Raw genomic sequence first — 16,881 nt, 5'->3', positions numbered from 1 at the left:
AGATGCGATCGGATAGAAACTACAAATCAGGCTGGAAATGATTACTGAAGGTGAGTCCGAACATAATTAGAGTTACGAGGCGTTAGGTTATGGCTAAAAGTCCCGAAAAATTCCAAATCGTTTACCGGGGTAAGATTCTCACTTACTACAAACCCGGCGAATGGGTATTTTTCCAACGGCCGAAAGAATGCGGCGGGGGTTACTGGCTCGGTAAAACCTACGACTTCGTTTTCATGTTTGAGATTCCATATCCCATTTCTTTACGGCAGGGCATGGATTTTCTGAATGAAGCAGAAGGAATTGGCATCCACAAACTCGCTTCTGTGGACGACTTCAAACTGGAGTGAAGAGTGCATGACTATGCCGCATGAATTTGCATGATCCGAAAAGGATCGCTTTACACTCGGCCCGCCAGTTCTGGCGGGCTTTCGTTTATGTCATGCAGGTGCATGAAAACCGCATCATAAAGCGGGCAGGCGTGGCGGGGGTACGAGCGCGCGCTCATGCATAGAAATTTAATATAGACGACATTGTCAATAGCACGTTATCTTAAAGATCTCGCCTCTCTCTCACACCACTCAAAACAGGATGTTTTATGATCGCTGGGATATTTATTCGCAATGTGAAGACCTATCAAGGAATTAATTATATTCCGTTAACAGATTCTCCAAACTTAAGCGGTTTTTTAGGTAACAACGGAATTGGTAAAAGTTCGATATTAGAGTCCATTGATATGATATTCAATGGAAAAGAATGGAATTATAACTCTGTAGTTAAAAAGAGCGGAATGGAAAAGACAAGTCCATATATAGTTCCCGTTTTTGTATTAGAGGAGGACTTTTTTAATTCTGAAACTTTGCCTTTTGCAAGAACGTTAGATGCACTAGCAAGAGAGGTAAGTTTAGATGATGCAACTAACTCATCAACCAGAGCGATATTAGGAAGTTTCATTAATCATCGTGACAGGATTTTAGAGCGCCATGATATGCATGCTCGACTTATTGTTCCTGTTGGGCGCCTTTTTAATAATATGATTTCATTATCAGTTCTAGCAGGTAAATCTTTCTCCGCCCTTATGGAGAAGGATTCACATGGGATGGGAGTTGATCTTACTGATGGGGAGGGGGAATATTCTCAATCCTTTAGTGAACTACTTGAATACATAATCAGTGAGCTTGAGTATCTTTATATTCCTAAGGAAATTGATGCGGAGATTTTTACTAAACTTGAAAGTTTAGGCACTCAAGTTCTAATGGGGGAATCTCTGCATGAGATTCTTGATAGAATTGTGGGTGACACCAAAATCGTAGAAATAAATCAAGAGTTAAATGGTTTCTTAGAAGATATTTCAAGCAAGCTGGTTAATTATACATATCGGACGTCTAGAGATAGACAAAAGAAAATACAAAAAAAAGAAGTCTATAATCTCATTATCCAGGCTTTTTTTAATGTAAGAAAGTTACATAAGGCTCATGGTGATGAACAATATTTAGATATTAGCAATCTCAGTTCAGGTGAAAAACAGAAGGCGATGATAGATGTTGCCCATGCTCTTTTAACCAAGCATAGAAGTAGCAGTGACAACCTTATAATAGCTATAGATGAACCTGAGTCGTCATTACATATGTCTGCATGCTTTGAACAGTTCCAGGCTTTGTCAGAACTTAGTAATGGCTGTAGGCAGTTACTTTTTTCTTCTCACTGGTATGGTTTTCTGCCTACTTTAGACAAAGGTGCTGTAACAATAATAACTAAAAAAGATAATGAGCATTTATTTGATTTGATAAATGTTTCTTCTTACAGAGAGGAAGTAAAACAGTTGGTCAGAGACAGTAAAGGTAAATTGCCATTTGATATTAGAATCAAAAGCATGAATGATTTCACTCAATCGCTATTATCAAGTGCAACCGGGGATGAACCTTATAATTGGTTGATTTGTGAAGGGTCATCAGAAAGGATTTATCTCTCAGCTTACTTTGACGATTTAATTAAAAGTAATAGGTTACGCATAGTGCCCGTGGGTGGAGCGTCTGAAATTAAGAAAATTTATAATTATCTATCCGCGTGTTATAAAGATGTTGAAGGTGAGATTACTGGTTCTATTTTTTTACTAGCTGATACAGACAGAGAGTTGGTGCGTTATGAAGTTGGCACGCATAAAAACTTCCATTGCAAACGTTTTGTTCACGATCCTGATAAAAATAAAGCTATTTTAGTCAAAATAGATTCTAACCCTGTATCTCCGGCTACCGAAATAGAGGATGTTTTGAATGCTAAGGTATATCATCAAGTATTAACTGCATTTTCAGAAGAGAATAAAGACTTAGAATTTATTAATGAGATTGAAGAACCATCCGAAGGTTTGGAATCATTTTCGGCATTTGATTTAAAACCTAGTCAGAAAGATATTATAACTAAATTTTTTGATGAAGGTAATAATAAATTCCTGTTCGCTCAAAGATATGTTGAGATGATGAGTGTAAATAATAGTACGCCTGAATGGATTAACGAGATCCGAGAGTTAATTGTCAAATCATAGTAACTAACTCTTGGTTGGAGGGGTATATATTCAGGCATGATTGAGGTAGTAAGATGTGAATCTTACTACCTCATCCCCAATCCAATAATTCAATTTTTCCATTTTTTAAAGGAGTGAGCTCATTTCTTACAAAAACTTTGCTAGCTTTTCTAACATCCTCACCCCCCCCCCCTACATTGTTCGGCATAATCCCCATAATCTGCGGCAGCATCCTGTGCGCGCCATCATATCGTCGCGGCTCACGTTCTTGACGTTCAGAAACTCATCCTTGGCCGCCACCTCCGACAGCGGGATGATCTGAATACCGTCTTTTATCCGCGCATCATTACGGCCTACGGGATCGGGTAAACCGGCGCGGCACTTTAGTGAAGCATGTGGAGCGACCGCTGCTAGGGATTAGCAGCGAAGTCGAGAACATGATACAGGAAACGCTGCTGCGCTGGCTTGCTTGAGGGCTAATTGTTGTCATGCTCATTTGAGCAACAAATTAAAATCAATTCATTTTGTAACGCGCTACTTTATTGTGAATGTTCATGTCAGTTAGTAATCCAACAAGAACATAGAGCATAAATAATATAAATGAAAAACAAATAAATAATGATATTTGTTTGTCTGTTTGTGTGGCCTTTATCCTTTTTTCGATTCCATCCTTTTCATTACGCAATCCAATTCTACTGCAAATGGAATGGACTAGATAAGACGATATTTTTCTTTCTGCTGCAAGGTTGTCGTATAAATCAGAGTAACAATCATCAGTTGTTAATTTCCAGTTTTTTTCACCGGGAAAATTCACTGCTTCATCATAACTTAAGAGGAATTTTTCTTTTGTTTTGATCAGGACTAATGCAGCGTTATTATCTGGTTGTTTTTTTATGGTATCAGAGCCTAAGTATGCACATCCTCCTATTGTAAGGAATAAGATTAAAATAATGATGTAATAAACAGTTTTATGTTTTTTATCCAATGCATTAGTTTTCCAAAAATCGAACCTTGTAAAGCTTAGTTTCAACTCGTAAGGCTTAACACCCGCCTTAGAAAAATAACCACCATCATTGTCTGGTTTCTTGTGCAACCATTTATACAATAATGCTATTGCACTCAATAAGTATGGAATAAGTGCGGTGAAGAAACTTGTGTTTAATACGCTAAGAAAACCAATACTATTCAAAATGAACTCCATGTCTTTTGTGAATGCTCAAACAATCATATTTGTTTATAAAAATGTTTTAAATAGATCAAGCTACATCTATGAATGCACAACTCACCGAAATCATGCGTCTTATTACTAACCTGATCCGCACCGGCACCGTATCCGCCGTGGATCCGGTTAACTGGCTATGCCGGGTGAAAACGGGCGAACTTGAAACCAACTGGATTAACTGGCTCCCGTTACGCGCCGGGAATACCCGCACGTGGTGGCAGCCTTCGATCGGCGAGCAGGTGCTGCTGCTGAGCCTCCGCGGCAATCTTGAAACCGCATTTGCGCTGCCGGCCATTTATTCCAGCGCCTTCCCGCCGCCTGATAATTCAGAGAACGGCAGCACCACCGTGTTCAACGATGGCGGCTGGTTCCAGTACGAGCCGGACACCGGCCCGCTGCTGATTAAAAATATCAAAAGCGTGCATGTTGAGGCCGCAGACGGCATTCAGCTGATCACCGACCAGCTGAGCGTTGATGCCAGCCGGACGCTGATTGACAGCCTGACCGTGATGAACGGCGATGTGACGCAGGGCGGCGGCAAGAGGAGTTCTAACGGCGTAGTGGCAGATGCTCACGCCCATGACGGTGTGAAATCCGGCGGCGATATGTCAGGAGGTCCGCATTGATGTATCTCGGCATGAACCGCGACACCGGCGCAGCCATCACCGACACCGAGCACATCCGCCAGAGTGTGCGCGACATCCTGCTAATGCCGGAAGGCAGCCGCATCGCGCGACGGGAATACGGTTCGCTGCTGTCGGTGCTGATTGACCAGCCGCAGAACAACGTGGTGCGCCTTCAAGTGATGGCGGCGGCGTATGGCGCAGCTGAAGCTCGATCCTAAACAGATTGATAAGCAGATGACCACGGACGCGATGGGCACCATTCAGCGGGTGCCGGAGAAGGTTAACAACCTGCCCGCCGACAAGCGTCTTACCTCGATGACCATGGTGTTCGGCAAGGGCGCGGCGAAGCTCGCCCTGCGCGTGCGCAGCGCGGACTTCTGACATACGCTGAACACCAAGCGCGAAAAGTCGTGGAACCAGACCAGCGTCGGCGAGGTGGTGATAGAGATTGCCGGGCGACACAACCTCAAAACGGCGATGGGCGACGACGTGGCGAAAATGGCGCTCGATCATATCGACCAGACCAACTAGTCAGACGCCATCTTTTTTATGCGCCTGGCGAAACAGTGCGGTGCGATGGCCGTGCATCAAGGACGGCAACCTGCTGTTTATCCGGTAGGGGCAGGGCAAAACGGCGAGCGGTAAAGTGCTGCCCACCATCACCCTCGTGCGCAAAGATAGCTACGGCCATCGCTTTACGCTGGCTGACCGTGACGCCTACACTGGCGTGATCGCGAGCTGGCTGCACACCCGCGAACCGAAGAAGAAACCGGAAGCCGCGGTAAAGCGCAGGCGGCGCAAACCAGCCGCACAGAAGAAGGAGCCGGGGCAAAGCAGGGCGACTATCTGATCGGCACGGATGAAAACGTCCTGGTACTGAGCCGCACCTATGTGAACCGGGCAAACGCCGGGCGCGCCGCAAAAAATGCAGTGGGAACGGCTGCAGTGCGGGCGGGGGCAACGTTCTCTATTCAGCTGGCGCGTGGCCGGGCCGATCTCTACACGGAAATGCCGGTGAAGGTGAGCGGGTACAAGCAGCAGATTGATACAGCGGAATGGATTATCACGACGCTGACGCACGGTTTAAGCGCGGAGAACGGCTACACGACCAGCATTGAGCTGGAAGTGAAAATAGGTTCACTTGAAATGGAATAGTGCTATCTCAAAAGGGTTAAATTGAGTGATATTTCTCTCAATTGGGATTTGGAGACGACATAATGATGAATTGCCCTTTGTGCGGGAATGCCGCACATACCCGCAGCAGCTTTCAATTATCAGCAACAACCAAAGAACGATATAACCAGTGCCAGAACATTAATTGCAGCTGCACGTTTAAATTTCATGAAACGGTTTCTGAAATCATTATGAAACCGGGTAGCGTTAAACCTGTGCCACCGCTTCCGGGAAGAAATCAGCAGCAACCATTGTGGTTATGACTACTGTAGTATTTTGGATCATTCGAGTAGGTTTTACTTTTATGCTTGGATAATTTTCGAATTTACTGGGGGGCTACATCCAGATGTTTAGATGCCTGTACCTTAGAATAAGTAATGATATTGAATTGCGAGAGGGGAAACTCCCCCTCTCAATTACTTTACTACCGATGCTTATCTGAGAAGTTCTTCTTAACAACGCTACTTATATAGCTATTTAGTCCATGCCCAGCTTGGGCAAGTTCCTTCATCTTAGCTACAGTTGCAGCGCCGGGCTTATTGGAATCGTAAACGTATTTCCATCCATCTTTGAACTGTACAGTAATAGATTCGGCAGTAGTTTCATACGACACTACCCCAGAATCACCGCCTTTATTTGCATAAGCTGGCATTTTTTTACCTTCTCCGATTACAGCGATAATTGCTGCTCGACTGTTATATTCACCATGGGGAAATTGATCATTGAGGCAGATCATAACTTCAATTTTTCTCATGAATTAAATCAATTCCCACGCCTTGCTAACTGATAGATAGCAAAACTTCAAAGCCAGTTTTAGAACTAATAAATGTTCAGTTCGTTCTTTGATTAGGTAGTGATCAACGACATCGTATTGTTGTGGAGTGAAATCATCTGGCTCAAATGGTAGCCCTAAGGGGCATATGCAATGGGCGGAGGGGCGTCGTGCATGATAGGCAATTGCAAAAGGAGAGCGTGAAAAAAACCTGCTGCCATTTTGTCGCCAATAGCAGATTGTTCAAACAAAAAAGCCACCCGGAGAGGTGGCTTAACTGCATGATTTTCATCACTAAATTTGGTGGCCCCTGCTGGGTTTGAACCAGCGACCAAGCGATTATGAGAAAGTTGGATAGCAACGTAAAAACAATAACTTGCTTTGTTAAACAATGACATAGATTGCCAATGTTTACCTTTATTTGCCATCATTAGCCATTTCCATCGCCATTTCATCGCCACTTTATCATTAGAACGGCATATCATCATCTTGGTAAATCGCAGGTGTCAGATTTGGCACTTTGGAAGGGCTTAATTCTTGACTCATGACAGAAGTTTCATCCTCTTCATCCCCACACCCGTACCATGAAGTCGTATCAACTTCTAGAGCCTCTGATGTCACTTCAAATGTTTCAGGATGGCTCAAGTGTGAGATCATGTTCAGAGTGAATGGGTATTCTTCATCTATGGTAGCTGAGTCGTTTTTTGGTCCGTACTCCTGCGTTACTGAAGCGTTTCCTTTAGCATAGATATATATGTACTCGTCATCAATTTTATTAATCCCAAATTCTTCAATATCTACGTATTCAATACTCGCATGGTTTGCAATAGTAATAAGTTCTTCAGGAGCACTATTCGCTGCCATATCAAAAACGGCATCTCGGATTTTTTCTTCCATAGTATTAATAAGTTCGCTCTTACATTCTTCTAATCCATTAAGTATATTAGATGCGGTTTTCAGAATGTCTTTAGCATCTTCAAAAAATCTTATTGGATTAGGTTTTAAAGACTTTTGATTAATATGAGTATAACTATTTAATGATGAATAAAGTTTTAACATGTAACTAATTTCTTCGTTGGATTGCTCCAAAAAGTCTTTCCCAAGATATTCATCAGAAATTTTCATCTGAGAACAATATTTAAGGCGCTGTCGCCTTGATACGTCATAATGTTCATGATCTTTTGTGTACCAAGGGGCTTTCTTAACTTCATTATCTGGTGATTTTCGGAGGATAATATGATCGATAAGGCTTCTAAGCGAAAATGCGAAGTTATGGAAACGTAACGGATTTCCATGAGAAGCATAATTTCTTAAACTTGCGCGATATAGCTCTCTTTCAAAATCATTTTCTAATAGAATTTCAAATCTTTTTACAAAATCTAAAGAGTATAATTTTTTTAATTTCATTCTAAATGCCTTCTGCTATTCCGGATAGTGGATTCAAACGGGCGGCGTCTTCTAAGTGCTCTGGAGCAAAGTGGGCATATCGCATAGTCATTTTAATGTCGGTATGCCCGAGGACACGTTGTAATACAAGCAAATTTCCTCCGTTCATCATAAAATGACTAGCAAATGTGTGACGCAAAACATGCGTTAACTGACCGGCTGGTAGTTCAATGCCCGTCCTGTCTAATGCTGATCGGAAAGCACCATAACATTCAGAAAATAATCTGCCAGTTCGTTCCTCAGGAATGCTTTCGTAAATGGCCTTTGTTATTGGAACTGTTCTGTTCTTCCGGCCTTTAGTTTTAATGTACGTGATTTTAAATTTTGAGACTTGGCTCTTCTTAAGCTCTTCTGCTTCTGACCAGCGAGCGCCAGTAGCAAGACAAATTTTAACGACTGTTTCTAAATCTGGTTGATCGCTGTTTCTGCATTCTGATAATAAGTGGGAGATCTGAGAATGGTTAAGCCAGGCCATTTCTGTTTCTTCAGTTCGGAAAGGTCGAATGTGCTTGAGGGGGTTCTCACCACTCCATTCACCCAACCTGCCTAACTCATTAAACACGGCCCGAAAATAAGCTAATTCAAGATTAAGCGTGCGGGGGGAAACCTTCTTTACGCGATTAGAGCGGGCATAATCACCTTTCAGTCTCCGCTCTCTATAGCGAGAAAACATCTGCGCATCAAAATCTATGGCTAATGGTTCGCCCATGCATTCAAAAGCGTGCTCCATAGCAAGCTTTCGCTTTTCCCCATCTCTTAGCGTTGTGCCATGCGCGTCGTACCAAGATTTAATTAAATCTTTTAAGGTGCGGCGATCTGATATTTTATCTTCCCATGGCTGCTGTACGGTGTGTTGTTCGTAGGCTAAAGCTTCCCCCTTCGTTGCAAACTTACGACGCATACGTTTTCCCTTTGCGCCGTTAGGGTAAAGCTCGCTGAGCCAGCCCCCTTCTGGAAGTTTGCGGATCGCCATCAGTTCACCTCGCTATAAACGCCAATCACACGCCCCAGCGATTTAATTTCATCAATGGCACACTCGAATGTGATTTTGCCGCCTGCAACATGTAGCTTTTTGCCGGGCAGAACGGTTAGTTCTCTTAAGCTCACTGAGCCTTCAACATCTACGATCCATTGGCCGTCAGCTAATGATGCCTCTTGTTCGACGATAAAACTTTTCCCTTCACTTCTAACGCAGATTGCTCTCTTGAGCGGCTTTCCAAATAACTCTTGGTCAATATTCAGAGTGCTAATTTTTGTCAGGGAGCCTTCACTTAAAGTGAATAAGTCCAGTTCAATCGCGGCATTAGGTTCGCTGTGTGTCAGGAACTTAGAGCCTTCACCAGTCATTAGCCACATGAGATCGACACCTGTTTCAAGTGCGCAGTGGACAGCAAAGTCATAAGAGACATTACCGCGTGTATAGCGATTTTGTAGCGAACTGGCAGCGATTTTGAAGTGATTGGCTAACTGAATTTTTTGAGTAAAACCATAAACCTCGCAAATTCGATTTAGTAACGCCTCGTTATTAAAATTAGCATCTAACATTAAAATTAGCATTCCTATGTTGCGCGATACTAAAATTAGCATTAGTATCACTGTGAATAAGGCAATTGATGGCAAACGTCGGCAAAACTTTGGCAATCAATGTCAGAAACTTTTCAAAAAAGGAATGATGCTATATGGCTTCTGAAATCGCAATCTTCAAAGTACCAGCTCCGATCGTAACCACTGACCAGTTTGCAGAGTTGGAAGGGGTTTCTGTTCGCACCGTTTATCGCTGGACGACTGGTGATAACCCTCAACTACCTATCGAACCCCGCACAATCCGTAAAGGCTGCAAGAAAGCAGGAGGCCCCATCCGCATTTACTACGCTCGCTGGAAAGAAGAACAGCTGCGTAAAGCATTTGGTCACTCTCGTTTTCAGCTCATTATTGGCGGCTAATTCACATTAAGTGAATAGGGAGATTCGCACATGTTTGATTTTAAGATTTCCACCCAATCACACTTTGATGATGCCTGCCGGAAATTTGCTCTAACTCATAGCATTTCTAAATTGTCAGAGCTTGCTGGAATGAAGGTGCAAACCTTACGTAATAAGTTGAATCCCGATCAGGCTCACCAACTAACAGTTAACGAAATGCTGTTACTGACTGATCTGACCGAGGATGCAACGCTAATTGATGGTGCGCTGGCACAACTGCAATGCCTGCCCTGTGTACCCGTTAACGAGGTGGCTCATGAGAAATACTCGGCGTATGTCCTTAAAGCAACTGCAGAAGTTGGCGTGTTGGCGGCCAAGGCGGCAAGTAGTGAGAAAGTCACAGCTTCCTGTCGCCGTGGAGTTGTTGAGGCTGCTAATACTGGCATTCGTTGCCTTATGTTAGCTGCGATTGCTGTGCAGACGCGAATTCACTCGAACCCGACATTGGCTTCAACCGTTGATGCAATTAGTGGCCTGAGCGCTTCTATCGGCATTAGTTGAGAGCTAAGCGATGATCTCATTTGCAGCACACCTCAAACGTAAGAATCCGTCTATGTCATATGGCAACGGCTGGATTATGGGCGAGAACGGTAAGCGCTGGCATCCATGCACTGACCAGAAGCCTCTGTTAAATGGTCTGACAACAAAGCGCACAGGATTATTAAACCGTCTGCTTAAAATTATCGGTGGATAATATGACGCGAGTTTTATGGGAAGTACCGAAGCAACACGAACCCGCCAGTTTTTCCAAAATTCATTTGATGGGCGCGCGTGTTGATAAAATTCAGCCAATGACGTTTGATGAATTTCGCAAAAAATGGCGCCAGATGCGTGATAACAACGCAAACCCGGCACTGCGTTATTTCAATCATCAGAATGATGAATTTAAGTTCTGCGTAATGACTCTGGCTAATCGCGAGAATCCGAAGTCATTTAAACCCGAGGAAATAGGAAAGCCTTTTGAATATTTCGATGAGCACCGCCGTGAATTAATAATCATCGCGATGAATAAAGTTGCACGCTGGGGCCGGATATTACCTCGCCAGTTTTCAACTGCCGACTGTTTTTTACCTGAATAAATAAGACTCAAAAAATTAATGGCGTAAACCCGCCGGGCATTCTTTTGCCCAATTTCTGGAGATTTAGATATGCGAAATACTGAAACCCGTAATTTCAAAGCTGACGCTGACGCGCTAAACACGATGCTTAGCAAGGCCAAAAAAGAACAGCGTAGTGATGATGCGCTGGCCGTATCAATCCACATTGCTGCACTCGCAATACACGCCCGCAAAAAGGAGATGAACGCTGCGGAAATTATCGACCTGCTGGACAGAGAGGCCGAGCGTTATGAGAACCAAGCACGGGAGCTGCACTAATGGCCGACTCAATGGATCATGTACAGCAGCGTGTTGAAGAAGAATTAGCGCGCAATCTGGCAAATGCAAAGCAGCACCCTACCGGCGCAAGTGAATTTTTCTGCCTTTCATGTGATGCCGAAATTCCTGAAGCCCGCCGCCGTGCGCTGCCGGGAGTTTCTTTCTGCGTTACCTGCAAAGAGATCAGAGAGCTGAAAAGCACTCATTACAAAGGGGCGGCGTTATGAACACCATTCTGAAATGGGCTGGCAGCAAAGCGGGTATTATGCCCGCTCTTTCTGTACATCTGCCGCAGGGTAAACGTTTAGTTGAGCCGTTCGCGGGTTCGTGTGCGGTAATGATGAATACTGATTATCCGCAATATTTAATCGCTGATATTAACCCCGATCTTATTAATCTCTATCGTCAGGTTAAAGAGCATACTCGCCCGTTTATTGTTATGGCGGCGCAAATGTTTAATCAGAATGCCAACTTTGAGGATTATTACCGCATCCGCGCGGAGTTTAATCTTTGCCTCTCACTGACGCTTTTGCAGCGTGCTGTTTATTTTCTGTACCTGAATCGTCATGGATACCGAGGGCTTTGCCGCTACAACCAGAAAGGCGGATTTAATACTCCATTCGCCAAAAACGACACTGCATATTTCCCTCTGGCTGAAATCGAAGCCTTTGCAGAAAAAGCGCAGCGAGCGACCTTCATCTGTGCCGACTTCAAAGAAACCCTTCAAATGGTTGAAGGTGGGGATGTTGTTTATTGCGATCCTCCGTATGACGGCACATTCAGTCAGTACTTCGGAGAGGGATTCGGCAAAGAACAGCACAGCCAACTGTCATCAATGTTATCCGAAATTGCCGAAACGAATGCGGTTGTTTGCTCGAATAGCGATAACGAGTTCACCCGTCAGCTTTACAGCGGGTTTCATAAATCTCAAGTAAATGCGCCCCGTAGCATAGGCAGCAAAGCCGGAATTTCAAAGCGTGGTGCCGAGATTATTGCGGTGAGTCATGGGGTAAGCCCCGTTGCTGGAACTAAGGCACTGGCATGCTAGAACAGTTTGCTTACCCGTGGAATGCTCCACGGGAAGCCATCGCCAGCCCTTATCCCACATATGAGGAAATGCACAGCCGCAATCAAATGATTGCGGCTTTAGTGCGTGCGCAGGAGTTACTTGAGCAGCAGCCGACGCTGGTACAGCTCGACGTTAAGCGCCGCACCAATGAGCTTGAAAAAACACAGGGTTTAGCCCGTGCCAATGCGTATTTTACGAAGACTTTCGTAGAACGCACATTGCCACGCGTTGAGATTGTAAGCGCTCAATATCGTCTTGGCGTAATGAAAGGTAGTACCCTAAATATGCTGGGTAAAAATACCACTGACCGGGAAAACACCGCTATTGCTGGCGGGCAATTATTTAATTTGATGCGTCGCTTTAATCGTCTTCCAGACATGGCGCGCGCTGATGTTGATTTGCTTGCTGGCGATATTGCTAATCTTATCCTTGCTGAACTGGTGCAAGCGCATCAGCAAGCAAGGGAAGAGTCAGATTATAAGTACACCCACCGTGTATATATGACCGCTGCCACCATCACGCGGGAATTCAACCAAACGCCACCGCTGTGGGAAAAAGTTACTTCCCGACTATTTGACCCGGAAGAAGTAACCCCGGCGATCCGGCGCATGCAAACTGAAAAATGGTGGAAAAGTAAGCTGCGTCGCGTAGCTGCTTCATGGCGTGAACATTTGCAGATCGCGCTGGCAAACGTCAGTAAAAAATATACCCCTTACGCCAGCAGCATGAACGTTGCTGAATGGCGCGAGCAAAAGCGCCGTACGCGTGAATTTTTAAAGTCGCTTGAGCTGGAAGACGAAGAGGGCAACCGTATCAGCCTGATCGACAAATACGACGGAAGTGTTGCTAACCCTGCTATCCGTCGTTGTGAGCTTATGACGCGCATCCGTGGCTTTGAAAATATCTGCAATGAGATGGGGTTCGTCGGTGAGTTCTACACGTTGACCGCTCCGTCACGCTACCACGCAACAATTAAGACCGGCCATCGCAACCGCAAATGGAACGGTGCAAGCCCGGCTGACACGCAGCGCTATCTATGCAACGTCTGGCAGAAAATCCGCGCCAAATTACACCGCGAAGAAATTCGCATATTCGGCATCCGGGTTGCCGAGCCACATCACGATGGCACACCCCACTGGCACATGCTGATGTTTATGCGTCCTGAGAATGTGGATCAGGTACGGCAGATAATCCTCGATTACGCATATCAGGAAGACAGCGGCGAGCTGACAACAGATAAAGCGCGCAAAGCACGCTTTCATGCAGAAGCTATCGACCCGGAGAAAGGCAGCGCTACCGGGTACGTAGCTAAATATATTTCAAAGAACATCGACGGCTACGCTCTCGATGGCGAGCTGGATGATGAAAGCGGCAAAGAGCTGAAAGAGACTGCGCCAGCCGTTTCCGCGTGGGCTGCACGCTGGCATATTCGCCAGTTCCAGTTTGTGGGCGGCGCGCCGGTGACGGTTTATCGCGAGCTGCGCCGTATGGCCGACAGCGAAACCGCCCATGGTCTGAGCGTTGAATTTGCAGCTGCGCATGATGCAGCAGATGCCGGTGATTGGGCTGGTTACGTTAACGCACAGGGTGGGCCGTTTGTACGCCGTGACGATCTGGCGGTGCGCACGTGGTATCAGCCAGGCGAAGACGTTAATGAGTATGGCGAAGAGACCGTGCGCATCAAGGGCGTCTTTGCTACCGAGGTTGGAGCAGACACGCCAATTTTAACTCGCCTGGCACAGTGGAAGATTGTCCCAAAGCGTTCAATCGATGCCGTCTTTGAAAGCGCGCCGAAGCCGCTTTCAGCATTGGATGTTGACCTTGATTTGGCCTTCGAATTTTTGGACGCGTCTGCGTCCTCTCGGAGTTCTGTCAATAACTGTACGGGGGCTTTGAGATCTGAGGATTCGAACCCACCGGAAAGTTTCAAAAAAATCGACATCAAAAGCCTGAGTGCGAAAGAGCGGCGGCAACTTCTTGCCCGAATAAGGGCGGAGCAACCTAAAAAGCGACACCTTAAGTTGAGGAGATCAGACAAGGTTGAGACTGCTTGCGACAACGTAATCAGCCAGGTGAAAGATTTATGCGGCGAAACAATTAGCCGCGGATTGGCTGTACGTCTAATTGGTGGCACGCAAACTGAAATCGCAGGAAAAATTATCCGCAGCTCTGCTTATGGCGACTTGTTAAGGCCAAAAAATGAAGCTGGCAGCACTGGAGTATTAGCCAGATTTAACCGATTAGCTGATTCAGTTAGAGCAAAAAACGCTCATTAATGGGCTAAGGTTAACTGAGCGGAGAATTTTGTTAGGCAAATTTAAGTAATTTTAGGGGGTTGTTAGCCGCTGGGTTAATACAGATAAAGCCTTGTCATATCATGAAGATAAAAACCCCTGTCAACTACCACATTTTTCTTCCGCTTAATCTGAATGCTATGCTACTGTATAGATGTACAGTGATTTTGATGGGGAGGGCGCGTGGATAACGATTTACAAGAGCGGGTAATGCTTGAGCGTGTCGAGTTGATTGCTCGGCTAACTAGTGAAGGGATTTGTAAAGAACGAGACAGGGAGATTGCGCTTAGTCTTATCGCTGAGATCGCGAGTAACACCGCGATGGCAAATAAACAATTTTCAGTCGTGTTTTCAGCTGTGCCACTTGATAAATAATCCTTGAGGTTGCTGCGATGCGAATTGAAATCATGCTCGATAAGAATCAAAAGCTAAGCCAATCAATTTTGAGTGCTTTTCAAGATGAAGTCAGCAAGCGAGTTCTCGCGCTATTCCCTGAAACCATTGTGCGGGTTCGCCAAGGTAGTTATACAAACATTGAAATGCTGGGATTCAATCTCGATGAAGACAAACGCCGCCTGCATGATCTGCTGCAGACCGTCTGGGAAGATGATAGCTGGATGCATTGAGTAAACGTTGCTGACGTCAAAATCTTGATTTTGGCGTTAGCAAGGTTGAACAACGAGCACCGCGAGGCGTTAGGTTATGGCTAAATCACCAGACAAATTTCAGATTACTATAGAGGGGAAACGCTCACTTTCTAAAAGCTAGGTGAATAGGTTTTTATTCAGCGGGCTAAAGATAACGGCGGCGGGTACTAGTCAGGCAAGACATTCGATTTCGTTTTTTTGCTGGAAATTCCGCACACTGTTTCAATCGCTCAGGGCATGAAATTCATGAGCAAACAGTAAGCACTGACAACGGTTAAGCCCGACTCAGTAGACGATTTTAGGCTTCAATGAGCCATGCATGCATAAGACGCATGGATTTGAATGCAGTACCCACAAAAAAACATACCGAAGGGACCAGTGCTGTTCTCGATTTTGTATGATGCAACTGCAATCAAAGGATACGCTAAGTGAGCAAAAGTTGCAGTTAGAGCATTGCGCGTCAAGGAACGGACTTAAGCCATTGAAACTTTTCATAAAATATAATAGTAAGTTTTTCAGAGTTCGATAGATTTTACACAGCATAATGACTTGAGAGGTGAGCCGTGAGTTTTAATGATTGTGGAAAAGGGATAATAGGTTTATAAGTGAAAAAATATAAGACAATTTAACATTTTCAATGAGAAGACTCTTAGATGACTGATAATGGATTACAACATAATAGAGCCGCGATTTCTGTACAACAACTTGATCTGTCTGCCAAATGTTGGGTGGTTAGACCTGGCGTTAGATATAAGTATTTTTCATATTTTATTGAAAATAATGTAATCGCAACTGCTCATTTGGATGGTCTTACTCCTGGCAATATCGACTTTACCACTGAAATTTTGCAAGAAGAACTTTTTGAAAGAATCGATGGTTTCGAAAGGATTGGTTCAAGAAATATTCATACTCAAATTGAAAGTTTTATCTCTGAAATGCGTATTGGTGATGTGGTTTTCACGTTGTCAGGGGATTTGGTTGTTCCAGGCGTAATAACTTCACTGCCTTACTTTGATAGAGCACGCATATCAGATGATCAGGATAGCAGTGGATTCCATGTGAGACGTCACGTTACGTGGGGTGATCCTATCCGCAAAAGGGAGGTGCCGTTAGCAATACAAAAATCATTTAATGCTTACCAAGCTGTATTCTCACTTGGTGATAGGTCTGATGAAGTTCTTCATTGGCTAATGTCATTCTTTATAACAGATAACACATTTTGCACTAGTTTGAGAATTGAGCAGCACGAAGCCATAAGGCATCATACTTTAAAACAATTATCTGAACTCGTTGACCGCGTTCAAGTAATGGCATTGTTAATTGGCGAAAATTTTGAGGGAGAATTTTCAAATGATTTCGTCCAAATGCAGATGGATAGGTTTTATGAGGATGGTCAATTAACGTTAACAGCTCAACAGATGTTAATGTCCCCTGGTGACGTTTGGCTACAATTTAGAACTGCCAATAGAAAAGCGGGAATCGCTTTCATATTGATCATGGCTGCTATATTTAATCAAAATGTTTCATTTGCTTCAGTTCACGATAGCCAAATCATGCATGAGGTTTTACCTCAAGTTGCAGGCACAGCAGACGTAGCTAAAAGTGGATTGAACTTCGAAAGAGTTTCGCAATCCCTTGAATTGCATGTAAAAAGACAAAATAGAAATTTCGCTCAAGCGAATCCTACAAGCCGTGAACGCAATTCAGGTGTAGACTTCCCTGAGGATGGTGATGCGAGACATTCAGGTGAATAACT

Annotated in this window: 22 protein-coding genes and 4 pseudogenes; 19 read left to right on the top strand and 7 right to left on the bottom strand. The window is 44.4% G+C overall.

The features are described from left to right. Window positions 1-89 precede the first annotated feature (89 nt). Window positions 90-347, top strand: a complete 258-nt coding sequence (locus tag ACRQ84_RS12595; RefSeq protein ID WP_483816266.1) for a hypothetical protein — start codon at window positions 90-92, stop codon at window positions 345-347. A gap of 248 nt (window positions 348-595) precedes the next feature. Continuing rightward, window positions 596-2,539 (top strand): AAA family ATPase, encoded by a 1,944-nt coding sequence (locus ACRQ84_RS12590; protein ID WP_483816265.1) that lies wholly within the window; start codon window positions 596-598, stop codon window positions 2,537-2,539. A 30-nt stretch (window positions 2,540-2,569) separates the two neighbouring features. Here the strand turns inward: ACRQ84_RS12590 and ACRQ84_RS12585 are convergent. After that, window positions 2,570-2,851 (bottom strand): annotated as a pseudogene (locus tag ACRQ84_RS12585) (phage portal protein); the annotation flags it as partial. Between the two features lie 53 nt (window positions 2,852-2,904). Here ACRQ84_RS12585 and ACRQ84_RS12580 point away from each other — a divergent pair. Further along, entirely contained in the window at window positions 2,905-2,991 is an 87-nt protein-coding gene (locus ACRQ84_RS12580) for a hypothetical protein (protein ID WP_483817923.1), read from the top strand. Between the two features lie 41 nt (window positions 2,992-3,032). Here ACRQ84_RS12580 and ACRQ84_RS12575 read toward each other — a convergent pair whose 3' ends face one another. Then, window positions 3,033-3,707, bottom strand: coding sequence for a DUF6216 family protein (locus ACRQ84_RS12575; protein WP_483816264.1), 675 nt, complete (start codon window positions 3,705-3,707; stop codon window positions 3,033-3,035). Between the two features lie 80 nt (window positions 3,708-3,787). Between ACRQ84_RS12575 and ACRQ84_RS12570 the strand changes: the two genes are divergently transcribed. From ACRQ84_RS12570 to ACRQ84_RS12550, 5 genes and pseudogenes are all read left to right on the top strand, one after another. Beyond that, window positions 3,788-4,366 carry a phage baseplate assembly protein V gene (locus tag ACRQ84_RS12570; RefSeq protein ID WP_483816263.1) on the top strand — a complete coding sequence of 193 codons (579 nt, stop codon included), beginning with the start codon at window positions 3,788-3,790 and terminating at the stop codon, window positions 4,364-4,366. Further along, window positions 4,366-4,566: pseudogene (locus ACRQ84_RS12565) on the top strand (GPW/gp25 family protein); the annotation flags it as partial. The gene ACRQ84_RS12570 and the pseudogene ACRQ84_RS12565, both read left to right, overlap by 1 nt. Continuing rightward, window positions 4,559-4,720, top strand: a pseudogene (locus ACRQ84_RS12560) (hypothetical protein); the annotation flags it as partial. The pseudogenes ACRQ84_RS12565 and ACRQ84_RS12560, both read left to right, overlap by 8 nt. Further along, window positions 4,712-5,521 (top strand): annotated as a pseudogene (locus ACRQ84_RS12555) (contractile injection system protein, VgrG/Pvc8 family); the annotation flags it as partial. The pseudogenes ACRQ84_RS12560 and ACRQ84_RS12555, both read left to right, overlap by 9 nt. A gap of 62 nt (window positions 5,522-5,583) precedes the next feature. Then, window positions 5,584-5,802 carry an ogr/Delta-like zinc finger family protein gene (locus tag ACRQ84_RS12550; RefSeq protein ID WP_483816262.1) on the top strand — a complete coding sequence of 73 codons (219 nt, stop codon included), beginning with the start codon at window positions 5,584-5,586 and terminating at the stop codon, window positions 5,800-5,802. Window positions 5,803-5,963: 161 nt separating this feature from the next. On the opposite strand, the gene ACRQ84_RS12545 is transcribed toward ACRQ84_RS12550, so the two are convergent. From ACRQ84_RS12545 to ACRQ84_RS12525, 5 genes are all read right to left on the bottom strand, one after another. Then, a complete protein-coding gene (locus ACRQ84_RS12545; RefSeq protein ID WP_483816261.1) occupies window positions 5,964-6,293 on the bottom strand; it encodes a hypothetical protein in 330 nt (109 codons plus the stop codon). Window positions 6,294-6,448: 155 nt separating this feature from the next. Then, complete coding sequence (locus ACRQ84_RS12540; RefSeq protein WP_483816260.1) at window positions 6,449-6,742, bottom strand: hypothetical protein; 294 nt, start codon at window positions 6,740-6,742, stop codon at window positions 6,449-6,451. A gap of 37 nt (window positions 6,743-6,779) precedes the next feature. Next, on the bottom strand, window positions 6,780-7,718 hold the full coding sequence (locus ACRQ84_RS12535; protein WP_483816259.1) for a pPIWI-associating nuclease domain-containing protein: 939 nt from the start codon (window positions 7,716-7,718) through the stop codon (window positions 6,780-6,782). Window position 7,719: 1 nt separating this feature from the next. Then, window positions 7,720-8,730, bottom strand: coding sequence for a phage integrase (locus ACRQ84_RS12530; RefSeq protein WP_483816258.1), 1,011 nt, complete (start codon window positions 8,728-8,730; stop codon window positions 7,720-7,722). After that, window positions 8,730-9,302 carry a phage repressor protein CI gene (locus ACRQ84_RS12525; RefSeq protein WP_483816257.1) on the bottom strand — a complete coding sequence of 191 codons (573 nt, stop codon included), beginning with the start codon at window positions 9,300-9,302 and terminating at the stop codon, window positions 8,730-8,732. The genes ACRQ84_RS12530 and ACRQ84_RS12525 overlap by 1 nt, the downstream gene beginning before the upstream one ends. 134 nt (window positions 9,303-9,436) lie before the next feature. Here ACRQ84_RS12525 and ACRQ84_RS12520 point away from each other — a divergent pair, with 134 nt between their 5' ends. The 11 genes from ACRQ84_RS12520 (at window position 9,437) to ACRQ84_RS12470 (ending at window position 16,879) form a co-directional block, all read left to right on the top strand. Beyond that, complete coding sequence (locus tag ACRQ84_RS12520; RefSeq protein WP_483816256.1) at window positions 9,437-9,700, top strand: hypothetical protein; 264 nt, start codon at window positions 9,437-9,439, stop codon at window positions 9,698-9,700. A gap of 30 nt (window positions 9,701-9,730) precedes the next feature. Continuing rightward, on the top strand, window positions 9,731-10,240 hold the full coding sequence (locus tag ACRQ84_RS12515; protein ID WP_483816255.1) for a phage regulatory CII family protein: 510 nt from the start codon (window positions 9,731-9,733) through the stop codon (window positions 10,238-10,240). A 10-nt stretch (window positions 10,241-10,250) separates the two neighbouring features. Next, the gene (locus ACRQ84_RS12510; protein ID WP_483816254.1) at window positions 10,251-10,433 is read left to right on the top strand and encodes a phage filamentation protein Fil family protein; all 183 of its coding nucleotides are present in this window, start codon (window positions 10,251-10,253) and stop codon (window positions 10,431-10,433) included. 67 nt (window positions 10,434-10,500) lie between these two features. Continuing rightward, window positions 10,501-10,818 carry a hypothetical protein gene (locus ACRQ84_RS12505; protein ID WP_483817922.1) on the top strand — a complete coding sequence of 106 codons (318 nt, stop codon included), beginning with the start codon at window positions 10,501-10,503 and terminating at the stop codon, window positions 10,816-10,818. A gap of 69 nt (window positions 10,819-10,887) precedes the next feature. Next, complete coding sequence (locus tag ACRQ84_RS12500) at window positions 10,888-11,115, top strand: DUF2732 family protein (RefSeq protein WP_483816253.1); 228 nt, start codon at window positions 10,888-10,890, stop codon at window positions 11,113-11,115. Further along, entirely contained in the window at window positions 11,115-11,342 is a 228-nt protein-coding gene (locus ACRQ84_RS12495) for a TraR/DksA family transcriptional regulator (protein ID WP_483816252.1), read from the top strand. The genes ACRQ84_RS12500 and ACRQ84_RS12495 overlap by 1 nt, the downstream gene beginning before the upstream one ends. After that, complete coding sequence (locus tag ACRQ84_RS12490; RefSeq protein WP_483816251.1) at window positions 11,339-12,163, top strand: DNA adenine methylase; 825 nt, start codon at window positions 11,339-11,341, stop codon at window positions 12,161-12,163. The genes ACRQ84_RS12495 and ACRQ84_RS12490 overlap by 4 nt, the downstream gene beginning before the upstream one ends. Continuing rightward, complete coding sequence (locus tag ACRQ84_RS12485; protein WP_483816250.1) at window positions 12,157-14,460, top strand: replication endonuclease; 2,304 nt, start codon at window positions 12,157-12,159, stop codon at window positions 14,458-14,460. Before ACRQ84_RS12490 ends, ACRQ84_RS12485 begins: the two co-directional genes overlap by 7 nt. Window positions 14,461-14,661: 201 nt before the next feature. Continuing rightward, entirely contained in the window at window positions 14,662-14,853 is a 192-nt protein-coding gene (locus ACRQ84_RS12480; protein WP_483816249.1) for a hypothetical protein, read from the top strand. Between the two features lie 17 nt (window positions 14,854-14,870). Continuing rightward, the gene (locus ACRQ84_RS12475) at window positions 14,871-15,104 is read left to right on the top strand and encodes a DinI-like family protein (RefSeq protein ID WP_483816248.1); all 234 of its coding nucleotides are present in this window, start codon (window positions 14,871-14,873) and stop codon (window positions 15,102-15,104) included. Window positions 15,105-15,778: 674 nt separating this feature from the next. Further along, window positions 15,779-16,879: a hypothetical protein gene (locus ACRQ84_RS12470; RefSeq protein ID WP_483816247.1), complete on the top strand. Its 1,101-nt coding sequence runs from the start codon at window positions 15,779-15,781 to the stop codon at window positions 16,877-16,879. Window positions 16,880-16,881 lie beyond the last annotated feature (2 nt).

It is taken from the genome of Pantoea sp. E2023-21, assembly GCF_051302795.1.
GTDB classification, from domain to species: Bacteria; Pseudomonadota; Gammaproteobacteria; order Enterobacterales; family Enterobacteriaceae; genus Pantoea; species Pantoea ludwigii_A.
Note: the sequence above shows the minus strand (reverse complement) of the source record. Positions and strands in the feature narration are given on the sequence as shown.

Excerpts from the sequence above, each read along its gene's own strand:
- ACRQ84_RS12550 (WP_483816262.1), top strand. The coding sequence starts at position 5,584 with ATGATGAATTGCCCTTTGTGCGGGAATGCCGCACATACCCGCAGCAGC.
- ACRQ84_RS12495 (WP_483816252.1), top strand. The coding sequence starts at position 11,115 with ATGGCCGACTCAATGGATCATGTACAGCAGCGTGTTGAAGAAGAATTA.
- ACRQ84_RS12535 (WP_483816259.1), bottom strand. The coding sequence starts at position 7,718 with ATGAAATTAAAAAAATTATACTCTTTAGATTTTGTAAAAAGATTTGAA.
- ACRQ84_RS12545 (WP_483816261.1), bottom strand. The coding sequence starts at position 6,293 with ATGAGAAAAATTGAAGTTATGATCTGCCTCAATGATCAATTTCCCCAT.
- ACRQ84_RS12490 (WP_483816251.1), top strand. The coding sequence starts at position 11,339 with ATGAACACCATTCTGAAATGGGCTGGCAGCAAAGCGGGTATTATGCCC.
- ACRQ84_RS12500 (WP_483816253.1), top strand. The coding sequence starts at position 10,888 with ATGCGAAATACTGAAACCCGTAATTTCAAAGCTGACGCTGACGCGCTA.
- ACRQ84_RS12470 (WP_483816247.1), top strand. The coding sequence starts at position 15,779 with ATGACTGATAATGGATTACAACATAATAGAGCCGCGATTTCTGTACAA.
- ACRQ84_RS12520 (WP_483816256.1), top strand. The coding sequence starts at position 9,437 with ATGGCTTCTGAAATCGCAATCTTCAAAGTACCAGCTCCGATCGTAACC.
- ACRQ84_RS12590 (WP_483816265.1), top strand. The coding sequence starts at position 596 with ATGATCGCTGGGATATTTATTCGCAATGTGAAGACCTATCAAGGAATT.
- ACRQ84_RS12595 (WP_483816266.1), top strand. The coding sequence starts at position 90 with ATGGCTAAAAGTCCCGAAAAATTCCAAATCGTTTACCGGGGTAAGATT.
- ACRQ84_RS12475 (WP_483816248.1), top strand. The coding sequence starts at position 14,871 with ATGCGAATTGAAATCATGCTCGATAAGAATCAAAAGCTAAGCCAATCA.
- ACRQ84_RS12530 (WP_483816258.1), bottom strand. The coding sequence starts at position 8,730 with ATGGCGATCCGCAAACTTCCAGAAGGGGGCTGGCTCAGCGAGCTTTAC.
- ACRQ84_RS12505 (WP_483817922.1), top strand. The coding sequence starts at position 10,501 with ATGGGCGCGCGTGTTGATAAAATTCAGCCAATGACGTTTGATGAATTT.
- ACRQ84_RS12515 (WP_483816255.1), top strand. The coding sequence starts at position 9,731 with ATGTTTGATTTTAAGATTTCCACCCAATCACACTTTGATGATGCCTGC.
- ACRQ84_RS12525 (WP_483816257.1), bottom strand. The coding sequence starts at position 9,302 with ATGTTAGATGCTAATTTTAATAACGAGGCGTTACTAAATCGAATTTGC.
- ACRQ84_RS12510 (WP_483816254.1), top strand. The coding sequence starts at position 10,251 with ATGATCTCATTTGCAGCACACCTCAAACGTAAGAATCCGTCTATGTCA.
- ACRQ84_RS12570 (WP_483816263.1), top strand. The coding sequence starts at position 3,788 with ATGAATGCACAACTCACCGAAATCATGCGTCTTATTACTAACCTGATC.
- ACRQ84_RS12485 (WP_483816250.1), top strand. The coding sequence starts at position 12,157 with ATGCTAGAACAGTTTGCTTACCCGTGGAATGCTCCACGGGAAGCCATC.
- ACRQ84_RS12540 (WP_483816260.1), bottom strand. The coding sequence starts at position 6,742 with ATGATGGCAAATAAAGGTAAACATTGGCAATCTATGTCATTGTTTAAC.